At 63.5% G+C, this 23,245-nt stretch carries 18 protein-coding genes; 9 read left to right on the forward strand and 9 right to left on the reverse strand.

The window, feature by feature from the left end; genetic code table 11:
• Positions 1-4: 4 nt before the first annotated feature.
• Positions 5-2,251 carry an ATP-binding protein gene (locus tag V6093_RS00480; RefSeq protein ID WP_265978316.1) on the reverse strand — a complete coding sequence of 749 codons (2,247 nt, stop codon included), beginning with the start codon at positions 2,249-2,251 and terminating at the stop codon, positions 5-7.
• A 268-nt stretch (positions 2,252-2,519) separates the two neighbouring features.
• Between V6093_RS00480 and V6093_RS00485 the strand changes: the two genes are divergently transcribed.
• The 7 genes from V6093_RS00485 to V6093_RS00515 all read left to right on the forward strand — a co-directional run bounded on the left by V6093_RS00485 (position 2,520) and on the right by V6093_RS00515 (position 8,864).
• Entirely contained in the window at positions 2,520-3,047 is a 528-nt protein-coding gene (locus tag V6093_RS00485; RefSeq protein WP_265978318.1) for a spore coat U domain-containing protein, read from the forward strand.
• A 30-nt stretch (positions 3,048-3,077) separates the two neighbouring features.
• Complete coding sequence (locus tag V6093_RS00490) at positions 3,078-3,614, forward strand: spore coat U domain-containing protein (protein WP_012052961.1); 537 nt, start codon at positions 3,078-3,080, stop codon at positions 3,612-3,614.
• An 18-nt stretch (positions 3,615-3,632) separates the two neighbouring features.
• Positions 3,633-4,166 carry a spore coat U domain-containing protein gene (locus tag V6093_RS00495; RefSeq protein ID WP_047604046.1) on the forward strand — a complete coding sequence of 178 codons (534 nt, stop codon included), beginning with the start codon at positions 3,633-3,635 and terminating at the stop codon, positions 4,164-4,166.
• Positions 4,167-4,169: 3 nt separating this feature from the next.
• On the forward strand, positions 4,170-4,673 hold the full coding sequence (locus tag V6093_RS00500) for a spore coat U domain-containing protein (protein WP_012052959.1): 504 nt from the start codon (positions 4,170-4,172) through the stop codon (positions 4,671-4,673).
• A gap of 40 nt (positions 4,674-4,713) precedes the next feature.
• Entirely contained in the window at positions 4,714-5,490 is a 777-nt protein-coding gene (locus V6093_RS00505; protein ID WP_014861818.1) for a molecular chaperone, read from the forward strand.
• 108 nt (positions 5,491-5,598) lie between these two features.
• Positions 5,599-7,896, forward strand: coding sequence for a fimbria/pilus outer membrane usher protein (locus V6093_RS00510; RefSeq protein ID WP_265978419.1), 2,298 nt, complete (start codon positions 5,599-5,601; stop codon positions 7,894-7,896).
• Positions 7,893-8,864 carry a spore coat U domain-containing protein gene (locus V6093_RS00515; RefSeq protein WP_003250377.1) on the forward strand — a complete coding sequence of 324 codons (972 nt, stop codon included), beginning with the start codon at positions 7,893-7,895 and terminating at the stop codon, positions 8,862-8,864. Before V6093_RS00510 ends, V6093_RS00515 begins: the two co-directional genes overlap by 4 nt.
• Positions 8,865-8,941: 77 nt before the next feature.
• Here the strand turns inward: V6093_RS00515 and V6093_RS00520 are convergent, their stop codons facing one another.
• From V6093_RS00520 to dkgB, 5 genes are all read right to left on the reverse strand, one after another.
• Entirely contained in the window at positions 8,942-10,090 is a 1,149-nt protein-coding gene (locus tag V6093_RS00520; RefSeq protein WP_003250378.1) for a M14-type cytosolic carboxypeptidase, read from the reverse strand.
• 141 nt (positions 10,091-10,231) lie between these two features.
• Positions 10,232-11,005 carry a helix-turn-helix domain-containing protein gene (locus tag V6093_RS00525; RefSeq protein ID WP_004575751.1) on the reverse strand — a complete coding sequence of 258 codons (774 nt, stop codon included), beginning with the start codon at positions 11,003-11,005 and terminating at the stop codon, positions 10,232-10,234.
• Between the two features lie 36 nt (positions 11,006-11,041).
• On the reverse strand, positions 11,042-12,274 hold the full coding sequence (locus V6093_RS00530) for an MFS transporter (protein WP_003250383.1): 1,233 nt from the start codon (positions 12,272-12,274) through the stop codon (positions 11,042-11,044).
• Between the two features lie 253 nt (positions 12,275-12,527).
• The gene (locus V6093_RS00535; protein WP_047604042.1) at positions 12,528-13,700 is read right to left on the reverse strand and encodes an MFS transporter; all 1,173 of its coding nucleotides are present in this window, start codon (positions 13,698-13,700) and stop codon (positions 12,528-12,530) included.
• 20 nt (positions 13,701-13,720) lie between these two features.
• Entirely contained in the window at positions 13,721-14,524 is an 804-nt protein-coding gene (gene dkgB, locus V6093_RS00540; protein ID WP_047604040.1) for a 2,5-didehydrogluconate reductase DkgB, read from the reverse strand.
• 204 nt (positions 14,525-14,728) lie between these two features.
• Here dkgB and V6093_RS00545 point away from each other — a divergent pair, with 204 nt between their 5' ends.
• Positions 14,729-18,916 carry an NEL-type E3 ubiquitin ligase domain-containing protein gene (locus V6093_RS00545; RefSeq protein WP_406669664.1) on the forward strand — a complete coding sequence of 1,396 codons (4,188 nt, stop codon included), beginning with the start codon at positions 14,729-14,731 and terminating at the stop codon, positions 18,914-18,916.
• 46 nt (positions 18,917-18,962) lie between these two features.
• Here V6093_RS00545 and V6093_RS00550 read toward each other — a convergent pair whose 3' ends face one another.
• Together V6093_RS00550 and V6093_RS00555 are read right to left on the reverse strand one after the other, a co-directional pair.
• Positions 18,963-19,457, reverse strand: a complete 495-nt coding sequence (locus tag V6093_RS00550; protein WP_003250391.1) for a DUF934 domain-containing protein — start codon at positions 19,455-19,457, stop codon at positions 18,963-18,965.
• On the reverse strand, positions 19,441-21,093 hold the full coding sequence (locus tag V6093_RS00555; RefSeq protein WP_047604038.1) for a nitrite/sulfite reductase: 1,653 nt from the start codon (positions 21,091-21,093) through the stop codon (positions 19,441-19,443). Before V6093_RS00555 ends, V6093_RS00550 begins: the two co-directional genes overlap by 17 nt.
• Before the next feature lie 213 nt (positions 21,094-21,306).
• Between V6093_RS00555 and V6093_RS00560 the strand changes: the two genes are divergently transcribed.
• Complete coding sequence (locus V6093_RS00560) at positions 21,307-22,383, forward strand: ABC transporter substrate-binding protein (protein WP_108079229.1); 1,077 nt, start codon at positions 21,307-21,309, stop codon at positions 22,381-22,383.
• A 629-nt stretch (positions 22,384-23,012) separates the two neighbouring features.
• On the opposite strand, the gene V6093_RS00565 is transcribed toward V6093_RS00560, so the two are convergent.
• Positions 23,013-23,228 carry a DUF2970 domain-containing protein gene (locus V6093_RS00565; protein ID WP_004573790.1) on the reverse strand — a complete coding sequence of 72 codons (216 nt, stop codon included), beginning with the start codon at positions 23,226-23,228 and terminating at the stop codon, positions 23,013-23,015.
• Positions 23,229-23,245 lie beyond the last annotated feature (17 nt).

Raw genomic sequence — 23,245 nt, forward strand, 5'->3', positions numbered from 1 at the left:
GCCCTCAGGTAGCAGTGTTTCGGGGTAGGGTGAAGTGAAAGCTGGCGCCCTGGTCGATCTGGCCAGTGGCCCAGACTCGACCGTCATGGCGCTCGATGATGCGGCGTACGCTCGCCAGGCCAATGCCGGTGCCTTCGAAATCTTCCATGCGGTGCAGGCGCTGGAAGACGCCGAACAGCTTGTTGGCGTAGGCCATGTCGAAGCCCACGCCATTGTCGCGGATGCAGACCTCGGTTTCGTCAGGGTGCTGTACGGCACTGATCTCGATGCGAGCAGGCGTACGGCCGCGAGTGTACTTGATGGCATTGGCTATCAGGTTGTGCAAGGCCATGTTGATGAATGCCGGGTCGCCGATCACCTTGGGCAGCGGGGCGATGTCCCAAACGATTGCGCGGCCTTCGTAATCGGGGGCCAGCTCGCTGCGAATGGCCTCGACCAGGGCGTTGAGGTCGACGTCGGACAGGCGCAAGGCCGAGCGGCCCATCTGCGAGAAGTTGAGCAGGTTGTCGACCAGGCTGCCGGCAAAGTGCGCCGCTTCACCGATATGCTGCAGGAAGCGCTTGCCGCGTTCGCTCAGGCCCTGGCCTTCGATTTCGCCAAGCAGTTCGGTATAGCCGGCGATGTGCCGCAGCGGGGCGCGCAGGTCGTGGGAAACACTGTAGGAGAACGCTTCGAGCTCCTTGTTGGAGCGGCGCAATTCGCCAGCCAGTTGTGCCAGCTCTTCGGCCTTGCGCAGGACAATGCCCAGTACCGCGGTGCGCAGCTCCATCACGCCCTCGATCACCAGTGGGTCCCACGCCTGACAATAGCCGCGCAGCTCTTCCTGCCAGCGTTCAAAACTGTGCCGCGGGTCGAGGTTGCCCTGTGGCCCGACCTGCTTGGTCGGCTGCCCGGCCCAGTTGACCGTGCGTATCTGCTCGGGGCGGAACCACAGCAGGTAGTGCGAGTGGATCTGCGAGATGGCCACCGCCAGCACCCCGCCAGCATGGTTTGCCAGCTCGGGTAGCTCAGTGATGTCGCGGCGCAGGTTGTCGCTATGGAACACGCTGTCTTCGTCACGTTGGCCTAGCCAGTGCACCAGCGCCGTCACCTGGGCCTCAGGCGGAGTCTGGCCGATCAGGTCACAGCGCTCGGCCGAGATCACTGCCGCGCCCTGGGCGTCGGCGAAGGCCAGCAGCACGTGAGGCAGGTCGCGCAAGCCGCCACTGACGCTGTCGTGGTCGGCCATGGACGAGATCATGCGTACGATGTGTTGGCGCAGCGCCAGCAGCTTGCGCGTGCTGGCATGGGACTCGCGGGACTCTATCTGCAACGACAGTACGCTGGCCAACAGCTCGCAGGCCGTGCGGGTGCGCAGGTCCACCGGGCGTGGCTGCTGATGGTGGCAGGAAATCAGCCCCCACAGCTCGCCGTCGACCACGATCGACAGCGACATCGAGGCCAGCGTGCCCATGTTGCGCATGTACTGCAGGTGCACGGGCGATACGCTACGCAGTACGGCGAAACTCATGTCCAGCGCCTTGCCGGTGCGCGGGTTGGTAGCGGGCAGCAGAGGCGAGGGTTGATAGTTGGCATCTTCGATCACGCGGATACGGTTGACCCGGTACAGCTCGCGCGCCTGGCGCGGGATGTCTGCAGCCGGGAAGCACAGGCCCGCGTAGCTGGGGTAGCCTGGGTCGGCCACTTCGGCCAGCACCTGGCCGTTGCCTTCGGCATCGAAACGGTAGGCCTTGACCCGCCCAAAGCCGGTGATGCGCTTGAACTGCAACACCGTTTGCTGCAGCAGGTCTTCAATACTGCTGGCCACTTGCAGACTGGCGACAAAGCTGCGCACCAACGGGTAATAGTCGCCTTGCCCGACCAGGTCTGCTGGCAGGCGGGGCGGTTCGAACTCGGCAATCAGTACCTGATCGTGGCAATGAACCAGCAAGTGCAGCAGGGCACTGATGGGGGCGCCCTGGTGCAAGCGCACGTCGCCAATGTGGAACGGGAAGACTTCATCTTCAGGAAGCCGTGTGAGGTGCGCGTGCAGGTCAAAGCCCTCGTGAACCAGGTCGGCGAAGCGGCAACCGATCAGTTCACGGGCTGGCAAGCCCAACCAGTGCTCGACATTTTCACTGGCCTGCAGCACGCACAGGTCGGTGGCATCCAGCACCAGCAGAAAGCCGTGAGGCTGGATGCTGCCCGGAACCTGGATCGGCTCCTGGGCACAGCGCTCCATGGCGTCTGCCAGTGAGTTGTCTGCAGTCATGATTGAAAAAGCTCCTGTCATGTCCGTCCGTGTACGGCACAGGTGTCTGGCGCAGGACGAGTACGATTCACCCTAACAGAATCCCGGTGCATTTACCGGCTCTTGGCCATTGGAGGCACGGGTTGGCCACGGGTTCTGTGTGGTACAGGCTTTTTTTGATGCCACGGTATCGCTTTATCGCTAATACAAAAAAAATGGCGTTATGCCACATCGGCTGCGCCACCTCACTGCTACGCTCAGTTCAGGACGTTTCGATAAGGATAACAAGGTGACGGAGCGCATGCTGGCCGTGCTGTTCGGCCTGTTGTTCAGCGGCAGTACCGTGGCGGCGGATTTTCTCGTGGAAGTGCGGGTACTGGTGCAGCGTGGCTGCATGCTGGTCAACCAGACCCGCGATGCGGGAGCTCAGGCCCTGGGACGTATCGACCTGGGGGCGACGGCGCGCCTGGATGGCCCTGGCGCGCCCTTGAGCGGTGTGCTGCTAAGCCAGCGTCCGCCGCGCCTGGAGTGCAACCCGGATACGCCCTATCAGGTGCGCGTCGACGGTGGCCTGCATGGTGGCATCGGCGAACTGCGTTACCTGGCCAGCGACGATCGCCTGGCGCGGCCCATTCCTTACCGCTTGTACCGTGACGCTGCCTGGCGTGAGCCGCTGGCAGTGGGGGTAGCCCAATCGGCGCGTGTACCGGGCAGCGGTTCGGTGGAATTGCCGCTGTATGCACGTATCGACAAACTGGCCTGGGTGCCGGATGCAGGGGTTTATGCCGACCTGCTGAAAGTCACCGTCACCTGGTAGGGACGCCACCATGCACAAGGACGCCATGCCATGAGCCGCACTTCGATCCTGTTGCTCACCCTCGGCCCGCTGCTGGTCCCAGGCGGTGCGGTGCATGGCAGCACCACCGGTTTCATCCAGGCGCGGCTGGTGATCAGCGCGTCTTGCCAGATCAGCAGCAACGAGACGCAACCGGCTGTGCTGGGTGACCCAGGCGTACTGGACTTTGGCGAGCGCGGTCCGAACTGGGACCAGCCGTTGCGCAGCCAGGTGGACGAAGTGGGCGGTCAGGGTAGTCTGCAAATCAGTTGCACGCCTGAAGTTCGGGCCTTCAACGTGCGTATCAATGGCGGCCTCAATGGCGACGATGGCATTCGCCGCCTGAGCAACGGCCGTGAACTGATTCCTTATCAGCTGGCGGTCGACCCAGGCGGTAACAGCCGCTACGGCGTCGGCCAGGCGCGGGCCTTCACCATTCGCAGTAGCCAGCAAGTACCGATTCCCATCTACGGTGTGGTAGTGGCGCAACCGCGTGCGCTGCCGGCCGGGCTTTACCGCGACACCCTCAGAGTGACCCTGGACTGGTAACCACGCAAGGAGACTCCGATGCGAACGAACCTTTCATATTGCGTCCTCGCAGGCCTGGGCCTGGCGTTGGCTTCCCAGGCCCAGGCGGCCACGGTGACGGGCAGTATCAGCTCGACCCTGACGCTGACTGCGGCGTGCCAGGTCAATGGCACGTCGGGCACGTCGGGGCTTAACTTCGGTGCCTTGAACTTCGGTACCCAGGATGCCTTGTTCGTTACCGCCGATGCCCAGGTGCTGGGAGGCGGGGGGGGCGCCATGAGCATCCTGTGCTCGGCAGGTACGGTGCCTGTGATCAAAGTGAGTGCAGGCCTGCATGACGGCCAGTCGAGCGGCGGCACCCGTGCGCTCGCCGATGGTTCTGGCAACTTTGTACCGTACGACCTCTATACCGACGCGGGGCGTACGGCGTTGCTGGCGGTCGACGACACCATCACCCTGCCGACCAGTACCGGCGCCGCTCAGACGGTCAACCTTTACGGCAAGGCCGTCGGCAAGCCGGGCCTGCCCGCAGGGGTCTACAGCGACACGATCTCGGTCGAGCTGTCGTTCTGACCCATGCGCGGCTGGCTGGCAGGTAGCCTGACTGGCGTCAGCATGTTGTTGGCCGCCCCATTGGGGGCAGTGACCACCAGTACCTTCACGGTGACGGCGCAAGTTGTCGCCGGGTGCCTGGTGGTGGGGGGTGTCACCAGCTACGGCACGCTCGATTATGGCTCGCAGTCGGCGCTGTCCACGGGGCTGCTCAGCACATCGCTGGGTGGTTCTACCGTGACGTTCCAGTGCACGCCGGGCGTGGCCATGAGCATGAGCCTGGACGGCGGGCAAAACAGTGCCAGTGGCACACGCAACCTGAAGCGCACCAGTGGCACGCAAGTGCTGGCCTACCAGTTGTACCGGGACGCCGCCTATAGCCAGGCCTTGGGAATCGGCCAGAGCGTGGCGGTGAGCTATTCCGACCCGACGGCGATCAAGCTACCGGTGTACGGGCGGGTTCAGCTGACCGGCACGCTGCCGGCAGGGACCTATACCGATGTGGTGCAAGTGACGGTGACCTGGTAACGGCCAGCGCCACCCCTGACAAGTGTCTAAGGAGAGCTGCATGCGGGCAGGCGCGAAGTGGACGCGTGGATTGACTGGATTATTGTCGCTGGCAAGCCTGCCGGCCTGGGCGGCCACTTCGGTGCTGATCTGGCCGATCGACCCGGTGCTGGAGGCCGACCAGAAGGCAGGTGCGTTGTGGCTGGAAAACCGTGGCACTGCGCCGGCAAACCTGCAGGTGCGGGTATTCGCCTGGCGCCAGGGTGATTACCAGGAGCAGTTCCAGGCACAGCGCGAGATTATCGGCAGCCCGCCGGTCGCCAACATTGCGCCCGGGCAGAAGCAGCTGATCCGCCTGACCCGTACCGGCCCTTCACCCGCCGGCCAGGAGCAGGCCTACCGCATCATCATCGACGAGATTCCGCCCGCCATCCCGGTCGACAAAGCCGAGCCCGGTGCCACGGCGGCCATTCGTTTGCAGATGCGTTATTCGGTGCCGCTGTTCGTCTATGGCGAAGGGCTGTGGGGCAAGGCCGACCCTGAAGGCAAACGCAATGCCGAGGGCGTGGGCAAGCCGCAGCTCAGTTGGCGCCCGGTGACGGTGCAGGGCAAGCCCTACATTGAACTGCGTAACACGGGCCCGGTACATGCGCGGCTGACCGATGTGGTCGTGCAGCAAGGCCCCCAGAGCAAGCCACTGGCTGAAGGCCTGCTGGGTTATGTACTGCCAGGGGCAAGCATGCGCTGGCCGGCTCCCGTGGCATCCGGCAACGTTAGCGTGCTGAAGGGCAGGGTCAATGGTCAACACTCGGCGGACGCCATCCGCCAAGGCCAATGAGCCAACGGCTGAATGAAGTGCAGGGGCCAAGGAGGACCCGGCAATGGTTGGAAACCGTGTGTGAAATGGCTCCCGGCGACGACGTGCCGCTGGTGCCTAGGGCTGGCCATGGTCAGCCCCGCGCTGGTGCTGGCCGACGACTTGCCCCCACCGCCCACGGAGATGTCCGCCATCGCCGAGGCCACCCTTTACCTCGACCTGGTGGTGAACCAGATGCCCAGGGTTGACCTGATACCGGTGCAGCAGCGGGCCGGGCGGTTGTACCTGGACAGCGACCTATTGCGTGCAGCCGGCGTTTCGCTGCCGGGCAACCCCCAGGGGGAGGTGGCCCTGGACAGCATCGCGGGGCTGCATACCGATTACGACAGTCAGAACCAGCGCCTGTTGCTGCAGGTACCGCCGGCCTGGTTGCCTGACCAGCAAGTGGGTGATCGCAACCTTTACCCGGCCAGCGATGCGCGCAGCAGTTTTGGCGCCTTGTTCAACTACGACCTGTATCTCAACGACACCGATGAAGGCGGCACCTACCTGGCCGCCTGGAACGAGCTGCGCCTGTTCGACAGCTGGGGTACCTTTTCCAGCACCGGGCAGTGGCGTCAGTCTTTCAATGGCGCACAGGCGGACGATACCCGCCGTGGCTTCATGCGTTACGACACCACCTGGCGCTTTACCGACGAGCAGCGCCTGCTGACCTACGAAGCCGGTGACTTCGTGACGGGTGCGTTGCCCTGGAGCAGTTCGGTGCGCGTGGGCGGGGTGCAGCTGTCACGCGACTTCGCGGTGCGTCCGGATCTTGTCACTTACCCGTTGCCTGCGTTCGCCGGTGAAGCGGCGGTGCCCACGTCGCTCGACCTGTTCATCAACGGTTTCAAGTCCAGCACCACCGAACTGCAGCCAGGCCCGTACACCCTGACCAACGTGCCGTTCATCAACGGGGCCGGGGAGGCGGTGGTGGTCACCACTGATGCCCTTGGTCGGCAGGTGTCGACCACCTTGCCGTTCTATGTCACCAGCAGCCTGCTGCAGAAGGGCCTGTCGGACTACTCGGTGGCCGCCGGCAGCCTGCGCCGGGATTACGGCGTACGCGATTTCAGCTATGGGCCGGGTGGTGCCTCGGGCAGCCTGCGCTATGGGCTCAGTGACATGTTCACCCTGGAAACCCACGCCGAAACGGCGGAGTCGCTGATGCTCGGAGGGCTGGGTGGCAACATGCGCGTGGGCAATTTCGGCGTGCTCAACGCTGCCTTGGCGCAAAGCCGGTTCGAGGGCGACAAAGGCCACCAGGTCGCCCTTGGCTACCAGTACAACAGCCAGCGCATCGGCTTCGGTTACCAGCGCCTGCAACGCCATGGCGATTATGCCGACCTGAGCCGGGTGGGCTCCCCGGACATGCAACTGAGCAAAAGCAGCGAACAGGTTACCCTCAGTGTCAACCTGAACGCGTACGGCAGCATTGGCGCTGGCTACTTCGACGTGCGCGCCGGTGACGGAACGCGTACCCGGTTGATCAACCTGAGCTACAGCAAGCCGCTGTGGGGCAGCAGCAGTGTGTACCTGTCGGCCAACCGTGAAGTGGGTGACAGCCAGTGGGCGGTGCAGGCGCAGCTGGTGATCCCGTTCGACCTGCACGGCACCCTGGCGCTGGGCATGGAACGCAGCAATGAAGGCGAGACCCTGCAACGGGTCAACTACAGCCGCGCGGTGCCAGCGGGTGTCGGCGTCGGTTACAACCTGGGCTATGCAGCAGGCAGCGACCGTGATGCCTATCGCCAGGCCGACGTCACCTGGCGCCTGCAATCGGTGCAATTGCAGGCCGGTGTGTATGGCAGCAGCGGCGAGATGACCCGCTGGGCCGACGCCAGTGGTTCTCTGGTGTGGATGGATGCCGGCGTGTTCGCCGCCAACCGTATCGATGATGCCTTCGTGGTGGTCAGCACCGCAGGTTACGCCGATGTGCCGGTGCGTTATGAAAACCAGGAAATCGGCCGTACCGATGCCAAGGGGCACTTGCTGGTGCCTTACAGCAGTGGTTACTACCGGGGCAAGTACGAGATCGACCCCATGAACCTGCCACCGGATGTCCTCGCACCGGACGTTGAGCAGCGTGTGGCGGTACGACGGGGCAGCGGTTACTTGCTGGAGTTCCCCCTCAAGCGCGTCATGGCGGCCAGTGTCGAATTGGTGGATGGCAACCAGCAGGAGCTCAAACTGGGTAGCCGTGTCACCCACGCAGAGAGTGGCACCCAGGCGGTGGTGGGGTGGGACGGGTTGGTGTACCTGGAGAACCTGTCGTCGAATAACCACCTTCAGGTAGCGCTTGAAGGGGGTGGGCATTGCGAAGTGGCGTTCGACCTGCCTGACGCGCAAGGCTCGGTCCCTTTGATTGGTCCGTTGGTGTGCCGATGAATGCCTGGCGGCGGGGCCTGGTGGCGAGCGTGCTGCTGTTGCCGAGCAGTACGGCCTGGGCGCTTTGTTCATCGGTGGCCACCTTGCCGGCAGCGTTTGGCAGCCTTAATTCGACGCAGGTTCGCAACACGGTACAGACGGCTTCCAGCCTCAACTCCGGGTTGCAGTGCACCGGTTCGCTGCTGACCTTGCTCAGCAGCGGTGATCATTTCTACGCCACGATCACGCCCGCTTCGGGCGGTCTGGTCGGCCCGACAGGCGATGTCATTCCCTATACGCTCTATGCCGACAACACCACCCGCTACCCGATTACCCGGGGTGTGGCCTACGACTTCGCCCGCAACGGTATCCTCGACTTGCTGGGGCTGCTCGGCGGTACCACGCCCAAGGCGGTGCCGATCTACATGCGTACCCAGATTGGCAGCAATGTCGCGGCCGGGTTGTATCAAGAGGCCCTGACCGTGGCCTGGAGCTGGGATTATTGTTCGGGTATTGGCGCGTTGGGGATATGCCTTGGGCGTGACATCGGCTCGGGTAGCCAGGTCTTGAACGTGAGCCTGACGGTGACCAACGATTGCCAGATCACCACCCCCGACATCAGCTTCGCCAGTGCGCCGGTGGTGGCGGGGTTCGGCACGGTGAGCCAGGGCATAAACGTGTCATGCACCAAGGGCAGCAGCTACACGGTAGGGCTGGGTGACGGGCAGAACGTGTCCGGTGGGCGGCGGCGGATGAAGTCTTCGGCCAACAACTACCTGGCCTATGACATTTTCAAAAGTGCCGGTACCGTGCGCTGGGGGGCGTCCGGGGCTGCCAGGCGTTCCAGTACGGATGCCGACATCAACCCCGGCGTGGGTACCGGCACGGGTAGCCAGGTGTTCAACTACAACGCCAAGGTCTATACCGATCAGGCGACACCGCCGGCTGCGACCTATACCGACAGTGTGATACTGGATGTGCAGTTCTGAACGGCGGTCAATACCCCCCGAAGGAGCCGCCGCGTGTCGCGACGTGCTGCTCCTGCAGGGGTTGCGCAAGACGAGGTTCAGCGTAAATCGCCTACCATGCTTGCCAGGGTCTCCAGCACCGCGCCGGCCAGTGCCTTCGAGCGCGCCCCCGACCACCCGGCAACTGCATCGGGCGCGTCGTCATGGTCCTTGAACGGCATCTCCAGCGTCAGTGACAGGCAGTCATGGGCCATGCCCACCGCGTTGCAGGCCAGCGTCGTGTTCGCCTGTCCGGGCTCGTCACGGGTATAGCCATGCACCGTCTGGAAGTCGCGAGTCAGGCTGCACAAGGTGGTACGGAACTGCTCTTCGAGCTTGGCCAGCCGAGGGGTGTAACCGGGGTTGCCCTCGCATGCGGCCGTGAACACGTGCGGGATCTCTTCGTCACCGTGCACGTCGATGAAGGCATCCACACCGTACTGCTTCATCTGCGCCTGTGCAAAGAACACTTCCGGGCTGAATTCGACGCTGGCGTCCTGCCAGGCGCGGTTGAGGTCCTTGCCTTTGAAGTTGGTGCGCAGGTGGCCGAGGAAGGCGCCGTCGGGGTTCATGTTGGGGATCAGGTAAAGGTCGGCCTTGGCGAGCAATTGCTGGACCACTGCGTCGTTGGCCTGCAGGCGGTCGATCACGCCTTCCATGAACCATTCGGCCATGTGCTCGCCCGGGTGCTGCTGGGCAATCAGCCACAGCTTGCGCTTGCCTTCGGCACCGTCGCCTGCCCGCAGCAGCGGGATGTCGCGGCCCTGGATACTGCGGCCGCTGGCCAGCAACTCGACACCCGGGAGTTGGCGGGCCCGTTCGATCAGCTGGTTGTGGCGGGCACGCGGGTAGGGCTCGAAATAGGCGAACCAGATCTGGTCCTGTTCAGCCTTGACCTCGAACGATAGCGCCGTACCGTCGAACTGGCTGGGCACGCGGAACCAGCGCTGCTGGTCGTAGCTGGCCACAGCGTTGTAGCCGCTCCACGCGTTCTTGTACGAGGAGCCAGAAGCGTTGTCCAGGCTGAAGCGATGGACCTGCCCCGGTGTGAGCCCGCTGACCTTGAAGTGGAACCACTGGTAGTGGCCGCTGTGGGTGTCCGGGCGAATGGCCAGGTGTACCTGGGCCGGGTTGCTGGCATCCAGTACCTGTATGTTGCCGGAGTCGAAATCGCAGTCGATCTGCAGGGGGGACAGCGTCACGGTCATGTGCCGGGCTCCTTTGCGGGCATTGTTGTAGGGGTACTGTATACGGCTTGGCGGGGATGCTGTGCAAGAACAGGCAGGGCGAGCCGTCAGCGGACAGCCCGTATGCGGCGGGCCAGTGCCGGCAAATGCGTGGACTTCAGGTTATCTGAAGAACTGGCTGGGCGTGGTACCGAACTGGCGTTTGAACATGCTGGCGAAGGCACTTGGGCTGTCATAGCCCAAGGCCCCCGCCACATCGATGATTCGCTCGCCCAGGGCAATTCGCTCCAGTGCCTGCATCAGCCGCGCCTGCTGACGCCACTGGCCGAAGGTCATGCCGGTTTCCTTGCGGAACAACCGCTGGATGGTCTTTTCGTCCACCCCCAGTTGCACGCCCCAGTCGGCAACGGTGGCGTTATCGTCGGGCCGTTCATGCAATGCCGTGCAGATCACCCGCAGGCGCTGGTCGCTGGGTTGCGACAGCTTCAGCGGCAAGGTCGGCAGTACGCAGATTTCGTCGAGGATCAGGCGCATGACCCGGGCTTCGCGCGAGTCCTCGGCAAAGGGTGCGGTGAACCCCACCGAGGCCTTGATCAGTTCGCTGAGCAAGGGCGAGATGCTGATGGCCTTGCTCTGCAGGGGCAGGCCGGTTGCCGCGTCGATGCGCACGAACACACTGCGCATCTTCACGTCGCCGACACAGCGAATGGCGTGCACCTGGCCGCAAGGCATCCACACACCGCGGCTGGGTGGCACTGTCCAGCATTCGTTTCCGGACTCGACGATCATCAGGCCTTTGATGGCATAGATCAGTTGATGCTTGGTATGGCTATGGGGCTCGATGAACCAGTCGCTTGGGTAGTCTGTCGCACGGCTACCCACTTCCCAGGTCCACTCATCGACCTCCACCAGCAATTCACGCTGCGGCTTTACCATCGTGACCTCGTATCGAAGCAGCCTGGCAGCGCCACTTTAGCAGCAACGGCCAGGGCGGGCCCGCGAGCGGGTGGCCGGTAGCAAGGCGGTGGCCAACCCGAGCAGCGGCAGGAACGCGATGGCTTGGTACACCCATTCGATGCCATGCCGGTCGGCCAGTGTGCCCAGGCCGGCTGCACCCACGCCGCTGATGCCGAACATCAGCCCGAACATCACCCCCGAAACCATGCCGACCCGGCCTGGCACCGCCTCCTGGGCATACACCACCAGGGCAGCGAATGCCGAGGACATCACCAGGCCGATGGCCACCGCCAGTACGGCTGTCCAGGCGAGGTTGGCATGGGGCAGGGCCAGGGCGAAGGGCGCCACGCCGAGGAACGAGACCCAGATCACGGCCTTGCGCCCGATGCGATCACCCACCGGGCCACCGGCAAAGGTGCCCAGCGCAACGGCTGCGAGGAACACGAACAGGTACAGCTGGCTGTGCTGCACACTCAGGCCGAAATGCTCGATCAGGTAGAAGGTGAAGAAGTTGGTGAACGAAGCGATGTAGACGAACTTGGCGAACATCAGCACGGCGATCACCACCACAGCGCGCCACATGGCACCCCGCGACAGGCCGGGGGCCTGTTGGCCCGCGAAGCTCTTGAGCCGGGCCTGGCCGTGGCGCACGCTCCAGCCCGTCACCCGCAGCAGCACCAGAACGGCCAGCGCAGCGGCCAGCATGAACCAGGCAATGGCCGGTTGGCCGTGCGGAATGATGATGGCAGCGGTGAGCAGTGGGCCGAGGGCCGAGCCGGTATTACCGCCGACCTGGAAGGTTGATTGCGCGGTCCCGAAGCGCCCGCCGGAAGCCATCCTGGCGACCCGCGAGGCCTCTGGGTGAAAGGTGGCCGAACCCACGCCGACCACGGCGGCGGCCACCAGCAGCATTTCATAGCTGCCGGCAAAGGCGAGCAGGGCGATGCCCACCAGCGTCACCACCATGCCGGCAGGCAGCAGGTAGGGTTGTGGGTGCTTGTCGGTGAACATGCCGACCCAAGGTTGCAGCAGGGAAGCGGTCACCTGATACACCAAGGCGATCCAGCCGATCTGGGCGAAGCTCAGCGCGAAATCGCTTTTCAGCATGGGGTAGATCGACGGCAGTACGGCTTGAATCAGGTCGTTGAGCAGGTGGGCGAATGCAGCAGCACCGACGATGCGCACGACAAAGCCCTGAGGCTGGTCGGCAGGCGTGGCGGCGGCTACGGAGGCGGCGGAAGTTGTCATGGGCACGGTTCTTCTATGGCAAGGGAGCAAGGCATTGCCGCAGCAGGTTATCCAGTGCCGAGGTTGCCTGTCTCACGCCGAACGGGCAGCCAATGTCGCGTTTCGGGCACCCGTGCCCACAGCCTGACAAGCGCACGCAATCGCCCGGCATTTCATCATTGCAGTGAGGAACGGTGCGTCGCAGGCGTCAGGTGCGGCCCGTGTGCAGAAGCGGCCTTGTATCGCGGTGGGCCGCTCCTGCAGGTGGTTGCCTTCAGGCCATATCGGCTGCGGTCTTGCCGGCGACCTTGTGGCGGCCGCCCAGCCATACCAGCAACAGCCCCGCAGCCGCCAGCACACCTCCGGCCATTGGCACGGCGGCGTAGCCCAGGTTCAGGCTGATAACCGCACCACCCAGCGCCGCGCCCACGGCGTTACCCAGGTTGAACGCCCCCACGTTGATCGACGATGCCAGGCCCGGCGCCTCGATGGCGGCAGTCATGACGCGCATTTGCAGCGGCGGTACCACGGCGAAGGTGAACATGCCCCAGACCAGCAGGGCGATGGCGGTGCCGAGGTGGCTGCTCAGTACCAGGGGCATCAGCAGCATGATCAGCGCCAGCACGGCAAGGAAGATTTTCGCCGCGCCATCCAGCGACCAGTCGGCCAGGCGGCCACCCAGGCTGTTGCCAAGGGTGAAGCCAACGCCGATCAGTACCAGCGCCAAGGTTACGAAGCTGTCCGAGGCACCGGTCAGTTCGGCCAGCACCGGCGCCACGTAGGTGTACAAGGTGAACATGGCGCCGGCACCGAGCACGGTGGTGGCCATTGCCAGCAGCACGCTGGGGCGGGCAATGACCGCCAGTTCCTTGCGCACATGCGGCACGCTGCCGCGTTCACCCTTGGGCAGGGCGTACCACAGCGCGGCCATGGCCAGCAGGCCAAGTACGGCGGTACCGGCAAATGCCATGCGCCAGCCGATCTGCTGGCCGATCCAGGTGGCGGCCGGTACGCCGCCGATGTTGGCGATGGTCAGGCCCATGAACATGGTGGCCACGGCGCTGGCCTGTTTTTCCTTGGGCACCACGCTGGCTGCCACCACGGCTCCCAGGCCGAAGAACGCACCATGGTTGAGGCTGGTGACCAGTCGCGAAGCGAGCAGGGTGTAGTAGTCCGGCGACAGTGACGACAGCAGGTTGCCAAGGGTGAAGATGGCCATCAGCGCCATCAGCGCAGCGCGCTTCCCAAAGCGGCTGAACAGCAAGGTCATGATCGGCGCGCCGACCATCACGCCAATGGCATAGGCGGTGATCAGCATGCCGGCGCTGGGGATGCTCACCTCCACGCCCTGGGCGATGACTGGCAGTAGCCCCATCGGGGTGAACTCGGTAGTGCCGATGCCAAAGGCGCCAATGGCCAGCGCGAAGAGCACGCGGCCGGGTCTCATTGTTTGAGCAGTCATCAGTGTCAGTCCCAGGTTGGCGCCAGGCCGTCAGGGCTGACCTCGCGGCCATTGCGCTCCAGCTTGGCGATGCGTGCCATATCGTCGGTGTCCAGCGTCAGGCCACGGGCAAGCAGGTTGCTGGCCAGGTTTTCACGCTTGGTCGACGACGGGATCACGGCATAGCCCAGTTGCAAGGCCCAGGCCAGGGCAACCTGGGCGACGGTAGCCTTGTGCTTGGCGGCGATCTGGGCCAGCACCGGGTCTTTCAGCACTTTGCCGTAGGCCAGGGTCATGTACGAGGTCACGGTGATCCCTTGTTCCTTGAGGAACGCGGTCAGCGTGCTGTTCTGCAGGTAGGGGCTGAGCTCGATCTGGTTGGTGGCGATTTCCCCTTTGCCGACCACGGCAATGGCTTGCCTGGTCAGCTCGATGTTGAAGTTGGAAACGCCGATCTGGCGAGCCAGGCCTTGCTGCTTGGCGTCGGCCAGGGCCTTCATGTACTCGGGCAGTTCTACGCCATTGCCCGGCGCTGGCCAGTGGATCAGCAGCAGGTCGACGTAGTCGGTGCGCAGCTTCTGCAAGCTGTCACGCAGGCTGGGGATCAGCTTGTCGGCGGCGTAGTTGTCGACCCAGATCTTGGTGGTGATGAACAGCTCGCTGCGCGGCACGCCGCTTTCGGCGATGGCCTGGCCCACTTCGGCTTCGTTCTTGTAGATCTGGGCGGTATCGATGACGCGGTAGCCGACTGCCAGGGCGGACTTGACCGAGTCGATGACGGTTTGGCCGGAGAGGCGGAAGGTGCCGAGGCCGAAGGAAGGAACGCTCATGGGGTTGCTCCTGAATAGGGGGAGGATCATGTGATGGCCAGTGTGCAGGTTTGAACGGCAGCGAATAAGCCGCCATGGCGCCAAAGTCCTTTGACCTGTAGTCACAAATACATTTTCAAGCTGTGCATTCACTACATAAATAGGGCCCGAGGGGACTGGAACCTTGTTCAGCTAGCGCTTTTTTATCAAGCGTTGAGGCTGCCCATGACCCCTTCAGTAATACCTGCCGACTCCATCGATGCGCTGATTGCCCGTCAGCTGCCAGGCTGGCTCAAGCGCGCATCTGCCCAAGAGCTGACAGGGCTGCGCGCCGCTGCTTTGCGCCAACAGCGGGCGCAGGACCACGTCGACGCCTGGTTAGGGGCTATAACCCCCTTGGATGAGTTCGCCGAGTCGTTGCTCAAACGTGCACCCGAGGCCCATTCGATCAAGCAGGTAGATTTGCGCCAGGCTCAGCTCAGGCTGGTGACCCTGCAGCCCAAACCGTCGATATCACCTGCTCTACCTAGCACGTCAACACGCATCGTCAGCACCCAGACGCTTCTCTCGGCGGCACTGCATAACTTCCACGAAAAGGAAATGCAGCCTGGCTGGTTCGCGGCCGGGTCGCAGTTGGTCACTGCCAGCGGGCACCTGCTGCCGCTAAGTGCGCAAGCTTTTGTCCGCCTTTGCAGAGACATCGATATTGGCAGGCGTTATCAAAGCCATTTGCAATCGAAGCTGGAAGGCGAGGGGGTGGCCGTCGAGAGTGCCCTGGAGGAGGCGATGAGCGCCAACCTGGCGCTTGCTGCAATCGCCGCAAGAATCAAGGGTGAAATCGATGAGCAGACCTGTCAGTGGATCAACCAGGTGGTGGGCACAGGGTCTTTCCTGCCAGCCGACAACACCGTATTGAAGTGTCACACCCTGCGGCTGTTGGGCAAGGAGGTCATTGGCGCACTGGTGATCGAAGTGCGTCAGAACGCCCGCCTGCTTGGTGTTATCGCGTGGTTCCCTGAGGACCCGTATGCCCCGGTGAGTTGGCACACCAGCTGGGAGCTGCTGTACATGACCCTTGGCATACGTTTGCGTAATGAAGCGTATCGGCGCTACTTCCAGCGCTTCGTCGCAGAGCGTGATCGCGTCGCCTTCTGCGCGGCGCTGAACGCGCTGCTCAGCCACGGTAATACCGTTCTCCCGCTTGAGCTGGATGGCCGCTGTTTTGCGATCGAGGGCGACGTGTTTGTCGCGCTGCGCCAAGCCCGGATCGACAAAATGCTGGATGACGCACGGGTATTGGCGGTATCGACAGAGGATGAGGATGTCGCCGACCGTCGCGCACGTTTGCAGGGCTATCTGGATTTGGGGTTGAGCGTAGCAGGCCTGGCAGCGCTGTTTGTGCCTGTGTTGGGGCAGGCCCTGCTGGGGCTTACGGTGGTGCAGCTGGCAGGTGAGGTGTACGAAAGCTACCAGGATTGGCAGTTGGGTGATCGCGACGCCGCATTGGGCCACTTGTTCAACGTGGCCGACACGGTTGTGATGACGGCGGTGACGACGGCCGGGGCGACGGCACTTGGCAAGCTGGCCCAGCGAGTGGCGCAGGTGGATGCCTTGGTGCCGGTAAGCCTGGGCGATGGCCAGTTGCGGCTGTGTGACCCGTCCTTGTCGGGCTATCAGCGTGAGGGCGTCGATCTGATGGTAGGACAGGCCGTGAATGAAACTGGCCGTTCGCTGAGGCGCCTGCACGATGCTGTCTATGAGGTGAGTGAAGGGGACGATGGCGCATGGCGTATTCATCATCCATCAAGGCCACAGGCCTACGTACCGGCACTTGAGCACAATGGTGCCGGGGGATGGGTGCATGAGTTCGAACAACCGCAGCGCTGGCATGACGCCGCCTACATGGTGCGCCGCCTTGCCAGTCGTACGGCGCAGGTGCCCGATGAGGCGGTGTCTGTGGCGTTGCAGGCCACGGGTTTCGAGGCTGACAGCCTGCGCCGTTTGTTACTGGAAAATGCGCCCCCGCCGGCACGCCTGCTCGATGCCATCGAGCGCCAGCAATTGCACCGTGATTTCCCGGCGTTGCGAGGTGAGGCTTTCGAGGAGGTCTTCAACGAGCGACAGATCAGCCCGCAAGCAGCAGACCGGGTCTTGATGCGGGACTTCCCAGGCCTTTCCCACCGCTGCGCACGGGAAATCGTCGAGGGGGCCAGCAGTGTCGAGATGGAGAGCCTGACGGGCGCAGGCCGGGTGCCCTTGGCCTTGGCGGAACGTGCACGCTGGGCAATACGCGACAGTCGGATAGACCGTGCCTGCGCAGGGTTGCGCCAGGCCGCGGCAGAAAATGACGATACCGGCAAGCTCGCGCTGGGCCTGCTCGATGCCATCGCCCCCTGGTCGGCTGGGGTCAACGTTGAGCTGCCTGCCGCGGGCAGGGGTGGGTTGCTGCAGACGTTGAGACGGCAACTGGACAGCCGCCAGCGACAGTTGCTTGGTATTAGCCAGATGACGGATGACGCACTGGGTGAGCGGCTTGGGCGTGAGGCGCTCGCTGACCGTGAAGCGGCGGCCCGAATGATTGGGCTGGCCCGTGTGGGGCAGGGGATTCGCCCTCCTGTGCGGTTGTTCGATGGGCGTTTGGGCTACCCGCTCAGTGGCCAGCTGACAGGCACCCGACAGGCACTGCGGCGCACGTTGAACCACGTGTTCCCGGTGATGAGCAGTGAGCAGCTGGAGGTCTACCTGCAAGACCTGGCGCAGCGGGGGGTGGACCCGTGGGACCATGTCAGCCAACTGTTACAGGCCAAGGTCAGCCTCAAGCAGGCATTGCAAGCCTGGCGAAATGACGCAGGGCTGAACATTGTTCGCCGCCTGCGTCGTATCAAGGTTGCCAGGCGCATTACGGCAAGCTGGCAGCGCTTTACCCCTGGAGAGGTGGCGGGTGACTACCACCTGACCTTCGTGGGTGAGCGGGTGGGTGACCTGCCGGCTTTGCCTGAAAATGTGAGTTTTGACCACATCACGCACCTGACCCTGCGCGATATGCAGCTGACGAGCCTTGATGCGGGCTTTCTTGGTCGCTTCAGCAAGGTGCGCAACCTGGACTTGCGGAACAACCGGCTGACACGCCTTCCTGCAGGTATCGAGCAACTGACCGAATTGAAAAACCTGCGCCTTGGCGGCAACCAGATCGTGCTTTCCAGCGAGGATAACCTGCGTTTGAGCCAGCTTGTGGAACTGCGCCGCCTGGAGCTCAACGGCAACCCGGTCGGTTTGCTGCCACCCTTGGCGTCTTTCCCCCTGCTGCGCCGGCTGTCCTTGCGCAACACCGGGCTGGGCGAACTGCCCGCTGATCTGGCCAGGCACGGTAATCTGGAGTTGCTGGACATGCGTGACAACCAGATCCAGACGCTGCCTGAAGCGTTGTCCCTAGTGCCGCTTCGCTTGTGGCGGGGCCTGGAGCTGCACGACAATCCACTCTCGGACGAAACCCTGCAGCGCTTGCAGTTGGCCAGGGCGTCGGCCGGGGCCGCTGAGCGTCGGCGTGCAGCTCATGCCACTTCGATCCCGAACGCTGCAGCCACTTGGTTTTCAGGGTTCACGCCAGCCCAGCGCGAGGTGCGATTGGCGAGCTGGAACCGCTTGAGCCAGGAAGCCGGGGCGCAGGATCTGTTTCGCTTTTTCTCTGATTTACGCGCCCTGCGTGAATACGACGCACAACCGCGCGACCTTCAGGCGCGGGTGTGGCATATCCTCGAAGCCTGCGAACAGCACGCTGAAGTACGCGCGAGCCTGTTCGAGCAAGTTGCCCGGCCGCGCAGTTGCAGCGACGAGTTGCTGCTGACGCTCAGCGAGCTGGAGGTTGGCGCGCTGGTCGCCAAGGCCGGTACAGCCGGTACCGGGTTGCAGAAGGAGCGGGCGCTGGTCAGGCTGGGGCGTTCGTTGTTCCGCCTCGACAAAGTCAACGCAATTGCCGCGCGGCATATTGCGGATTACTTTTCGAACGATCCCGTTGAGGTTTACCTGACCTATCGCGTCAGGCTGGCGGATAGCCTCAACCTTCCCGTGCAGCCCAGCCATCTTTCGTATGAGAGTTTCAGCGGGGTTGGCCGCGAAGACCTGGACGCCGCGCGCAGCGAGGTGCTGCGGCAGGAAACGCCACAAGCCTTGGCGCAGGCGCTGGCAGATCGATCCTTCTGGCAGGACTATCTGCACGAGCAGCAGGCGGCGCGCTTCAGCCGCTTGGACGAGCCTTTTCAGCAGCGCCTGGATGCGTTGCTCGAACAATCGAAAACGCTGAGCGATGGCGACTATTTTGCCCAGGTCGAGCATATCTGCGCAGCGCGTGAGGTCGCGAAACGGCAGCTTTTGCTTGAGTTGAGCCGAGAGGCAATTCAACGCCACGGCCTATGAACGAAACAGCCCGCCGAGAGGCGGGCTGTTCGCTGGGGCGGGACGATCAGCGGCGGCGGAACAGCGGCAGCGGTTCGTCGGTGGCGGCCTGGTAGGTCACCGAGAAGTCCTTCAGGCTTTGCAGCGCGTCTTCCGGGTCCTTGTCGGCACGGATGGCGAAGGCGTCGAAGCCGCAGCGGGCCATGAAGAACAGCTGGTCGCGCAGCACATCGCCGATGGCGCGCAGTTCGCCTTTGAACTTGTAGCGGTCACGCAGCAGGCGCGCATTGGAGTAGCTGCGGCCGTCGGTGAATGCCGGGAAGTTCAGGGCGATGACCTGGAAGTGGTGCACGTCTTCACCGATTTCCTCTGCTTCCTGGTCGCTGTCCAGCCATACGCCCAGGCCGCCATCGCGGGCCTTGAGCACGTGGGCATGGTCGCGCCACATTTGCAGCGGCACGATGTAGTCGTCGCAGTTGGTCAGCTCGTCGAACGAGGTTTCCTTGGGCAGCAGGTGCCAGGTTTCGTCGACGATCTGGTTGTTCTTAATGATTCGCTGCATAGACGCGTTCCTTGAAGGGGTCGATGCCGATACGCTGGTAGGTGTCGATGAAACGCTCTTCCTCGGTACGTTGCTCGACGTACACGGCGATCAGCTTCTCGATCACATCGGCCATGTCATCCTGCGCGAAGGACGGGCCAAGGATCTTGCCCAGGCTTGCGCCGCGTGCGGCGTTGCCGCCCAGCGACACCTGGTAGAACTCCTCACCCTTCTTGTCCACGCCGAGGATGCCGATGTGGCCCACGTGGTGGTGGCCGCAGGCGTTCATGCAGCCGGAGATGTTCAGGTCGATTTCGCCGATGTCGAACAGGTAGTCCAGGTCGTCGAAGCGGCGCTGGATGGACTCGGCAATCGGGATCGACTTGGCGTTTGCCAGCGAGCAGTAGTCGCCACCCGGGCAGCAGATGATGTCGGTCAGCAGGCCGATGTTCGGGGTAGCGAAGCCGCCTTCGCGCAGTTCAAGCCACAGCGCGTGCAACTGGCGCTGCTCGACGTCGGCGAGGATGATGTTCTGCTCGTGCGAGGTGCGCAGGAAGCCGAAGCTGTAGCGTTCGGCCAGGTCGGCCACGGCGTCCAGCTGCTTGTCGGTCACGTCGCCCGGGGCAACACCGGTAGGCTTGAGTGACAGGGTAACAGCCACGTAGCCCGGGCGCTTGTGGGCGCGGGTGTTGCGCGAGCGCCAGCGGGCAAACCCTGGGTGCTCGGCATCCAGGGCGGTGTAGTCGACGTTGTCGAGTGCGAGGTACTCGGGGTCGACGAAGTGGCGCGATACGCGTTGCACTTCGGCTTCGGTCAGGGTGGTGGTGCCGCCACGCAGGTGGACCATTTCGGCCTCGACCTTTTCGGCGAACACTTCCGGGGTAAGGGCCTTGACCAGAATCTTGATCCGCGCCTTGTACTTGTTGTCACGGCGGCCGTAACGGTTGTACACGCGCAGGATGGCGTCGAGGTAGCTGATCAGGTCCTGCCATGGCAGGAACTCGTTGATGAACGAGCCCACCACCGGGGTACGGCCCAGGCCGCCACCGACCAGCACACGGAAGCCCAGTTCGCCGGCCGCGTTGCGCACGGGCTCCAGGCCAATGTCGTGCACTTCGATGGCGGCGCGGTCTTCCTGCGAACCGTTGATGGCGATCTTGAACTTGCGTGGCAGGTAGGCGAACTCCGGGTGGAAGGTGGTCCACTGACGGACGATTTCACACCACGGGCGCGGGTCGACGATCTCGTCTGCGGCCACACCGGCGAACTGGTCGGTGGTGGTGTTGCGCAGGCAGTTGCCGCTGGTCTGGATCGCGTGCATCTGCACGGTGGCCAGCTCGGCGAGGATGTCGGGGATGTCTTCCAGCGCCGGCCAGTTGAACTGCACGTTCTGGCGGGTGGAAATGTGGGCATAGCCCTTGTCATAGTCGCGAGCGATCCTGGCCAGGGTGCGGACCTGGTTGGCGTTCAGCTGGCCGTACGGCACCGCGACACGCAGCATCGGCGCGAAACGTTGGATGTATAGGCCGTTCTGCAGGCGCAGAGGGCGGAATTCTTCTTCGCTCAGCTCACCGGCCAGGTAGCGGCGGGTCTGATCACGGAACTGCTTGACGCGGTCCTCGATGATCCGCTGATCGTACTCGTCGTATACGTACATAAAAGTCCTGTCTCAGGCATGCAGCTATTCGCGCGCACGGCCGCGCACTCCGGTACGGAGCCGGGGAACGATAGCAGGTTGCGGTTATGCGCTAAAGTGATGTTTTTGCATATGAAAAGAACCAAATGGACTATGTGAGATTGACTGCCATTTGTGCGCTGAGCATCGCCAGGCGTTTATAATCCGGCGTTTGCTTCGCAGAGATGTGACCCCATGCTCAAGGCCCTGTGCCAAAGCTTGTGCCTTGCCTTGCCACTGGTGGCAAATGCGCAACCGGCTTCGGTGGTGTTCCTCAACCCGGGGCTGTCCACCGAGACATTCTGGACCAGCTATACCCGCTTCATGCAGGCCGCCGCGGACGAGCTGGGCATGACCCTGCAGGTGCAATACAGCGAGCGCCGAGCCGACCTGGCACTGGCCCAGGCCCGGGCGATCCTGAGTGCGCCGCAGCGTCCGGATTACTTGGTGCTGGTCAATGAGCAGTACGTGGCACCGGAAATCCTGCGGTTGTCGCGTGGCACCGGGGTGAAACTGCTGCTGGTCAATAATGGCCTGACCGCCAGCCAGCGCCTCAGCATCGAGGCCCAGCCCGGCAAGTATGCCGAGCCACTGGGTACCTTGATGAGCAACGACGAGCAGGCAGGCTTCCAGATGTTGCACCTGATGCTCGCGCAGCTGCCTCGCGACGCAGGGCCGGTGGATCTGGTGGCTTTTGCCGGGATCAAGACCACCCCGGCCTCGCAGTTGCGCGTTGAGGGCATGCGCCGCGCCTTGGCCGATTTCCCTCAGGTGCGCTTGCGGCAAGTGGTATACGGCGGCTGGAACCGCCAGCGCGCCTACGAGCAAGCGAAGCAGTTGCTTGAGCGTTACCCGGCCACCCGGCTGGTGTGGTCGGCCAATGACCAGATGGCCTTTGGTGCCATGCAGGCGTTCGAGGAGGCCGGGTACACGGCGGGTCGTGACGTGCTGTTCGCGGCCGTCAACAGCTCGCCCGAAGCCTTGCGCGCACGTATCGATGGGCGCTTGAGCGTGCTGATGGGTGGGCATTTCACCCTTGGCGGTTGGGCCATGGTGATGCTGCACGATGACGCCCACGGGCTGACGTTGAACCGCGACGGCCTGCGCGAGCGCCGTGTTCCGGTATTGCAGGAAATCGATCAGGCCAAGGCCAGGCGTTGGCTGAAGCTGTTGGAAAGGGACGACTACGGCGTCGATTTTCGGCGTTACAGTGCTGAAGGGCGCCCGCCCGGGTACCGTTACCCGTTTCTGGCGTCACCGGTCGAATATTGAATGACCCTGCTTGAGGGAAGGGCATTGCTCGTCTTAACTGCTGGTGGTGAAGTGCATTCCCATAACCACTACAAGAGGCAATGCAATGGGAAACTCAACCAAGGTCCGCAAAGCTGACAGCAGCGTCGATGCCTGGGCGATCCTCTGCCTGATCGTTCTGGTGGTGGTCACTGCCGTGTATTGGGTCAGCCACCAGTGACTTGAAACTCAAGACCGTGATGTAGCAGGGCGCCTGCGGGAGGGAATCTCGCAGGCGCTTTATTATTGCCTGTGCCCGTCTCTTTGCGGTGAAAACATATCCCTTGAGAATGGCGCAGTACCGTCGTAGGAGCGGGTTTACCCGCGAAAGGGCCGGCCCTGCTGGCCAATATCCACCCGCCGTTCACCGTTGCGGCCGCGACCGTATTCGCGGGTAAACCCGCTCCTACACACGCATCGCTGGTTGGGGAAAGGCCGTCGTAGGAGCGGGTTCACCCGCGAAAGGGCCGGGCCTGCTGGCCAATTACCACCTGCCGTTCACCGTTGCCGCCGCGACCGTATTCGCGGGTAAACCCGCTCCTACACACGCATCGCTGGTTGGGCGCAGGCCGCTGTAGGCGCGGGTTTACCCGCGAAGAGGCCGGCACAGGCTAGCGGGTCAGGTGCAGCGCCAATTGCACCAGGCCGATCAATACCGCAATGAACACCAGGGTGAACAGCGCCCCCAACGCAATGAAGTGGCTGGCCTTGCCGTGGGTGAAGTCGCGTGCGCGGTTTTTGCCGCTTTGCACGCCGAAGGCGGCAGCGAGGATGCTGTGCAGCATCTGCCAGAAGGTCGGGGGTTTGCCCTGGCTGGAATCGTCCATGGTGGCTCCTGGGGAAA

The sequence above is a fragment of the Pseudomonas putida group bacterium ESBL64 genome (assembly GCF_045277175.1).
Taxonomy (GTDB): domain Bacteria; phylum Pseudomonadota; class Gammaproteobacteria; order Pseudomonadales; family Pseudomonadaceae; genus Aquipseudomonas; species Aquipseudomonas alloputida.

What these genes read in the sequence shown, in the direction of transcription:
- V6093_RS00480 (WP_265978316.1), bottom strand. Translation starts at nt 2,251, where the DNA reads ATGACTGCAGACAACTCACTGGCAGACGCCATGGAGCGCTGTGCCCAG.
- V6093_RS00490 (WP_012052961.1), top strand. Translation starts at nt 3,078, where the DNA reads ATGAGCCGCACTTCGATCCTGTTGCTCACCCTCGGCCCGCTGCTGGTC.
- V6093_RS00495 (WP_047604046.1), top strand. Translation starts at nt 3,633, where the DNA reads ATGCGAACGAACCTTTCATATTGCGTCCTCGCAGGCCTGGGCCTGGCG.
- V6093_RS00500 (WP_012052959.1), top strand. Translation starts at nt 4,170, where the DNA reads ATGCGCGGCTGGCTGGCAGGTAGCCTGACTGGCGTCAGCATGTTGTTG.
- V6093_RS00505 (WP_014861818.1), top strand. Translation starts at nt 4,714, where the DNA reads ATGCGGGCAGGCGCGAAGTGGACGCGTGGATTGACTGGATTATTGTCG.
- V6093_RS00510 (WP_265978419.1), top strand. Translation starts at nt 5,599, where the DNA reads ATGGTCAGCCCCGCGCTGGTGCTGGCCGACGACTTGCCCCCACCGCCC.
- V6093_RS00515 (WP_003250377.1), top strand. Translation starts at nt 7,893, where the DNA reads ATGAATGCCTGGCGGCGGGGCCTGGTGGCGAGCGTGCTGCTGTTGCCG.
- V6093_RS00520 (WP_003250378.1), bottom strand. Translation starts at nt 10,090, where the DNA reads ATGACCGTGACGCTGTCCCCCCTGCAGATCGACTGCGATTTCGACTCC.
- V6093_RS00525 (WP_004575751.1), bottom strand. Translation starts at nt 11,005, where the DNA reads ATGGTAAAGCCGCAGCGTGAATTGCTGGTGGAGGTCGATGAGTGGACC.
- V6093_RS00530 (WP_003250383.1), bottom strand. Translation starts at nt 12,274, where the DNA reads ATGACAACTTCCGCCGCCTCCGTAGCCGCCGCCACGCCTGCCGACCAG.
- V6093_RS00535 (WP_047604042.1), bottom strand. Translation starts at nt 13,700, where the DNA reads ATGAGACCCGGCCGCGTGCTCTTCGCGCTGGCCATTGGCGCCTTTGGC.
- dkgB (WP_047604040.1), bottom strand. Translation starts at nt 14,524, where the DNA reads ATGAGCGTTCCTTCCTTCGGCCTCGGCACCTTCCGCCTCTCCGGCCAA.
- V6093_RS00545 (WP_406669664.1), top strand. Translation starts at nt 14,729, where the DNA reads ATGACCCCTTCAGTAATACCTGCCGACTCCATCGATGCGCTGATTGCC.
- V6093_RS00550 (WP_003250391.1), bottom strand. Translation starts at nt 19,457, where the DNA reads ATGCAGCGAATCATTAAGAACAACCAGATCGTCGACGAAACCTGGCAC.
- V6093_RS00555 (WP_047604038.1), bottom strand. Translation starts at nt 21,093, where the DNA reads ATGTACGTATACGACGAGTACGATCAGCGGATCATCGAGGACCGCGTC.
- V6093_RS00560 (WP_108079229.1), top strand. Translation starts at nt 21,307, where the DNA reads ATGCTCAAGGCCCTGTGCCAAAGCTTGTGCCTTGCCTTGCCACTGGTG.
- V6093_RS00565 (WP_004573790.1), bottom strand. Translation starts at nt 23,228, where the DNA reads ATGGACGATTCCAGCCAGGGCAAACCCCCGACCTTCTGGCAGATGCTG.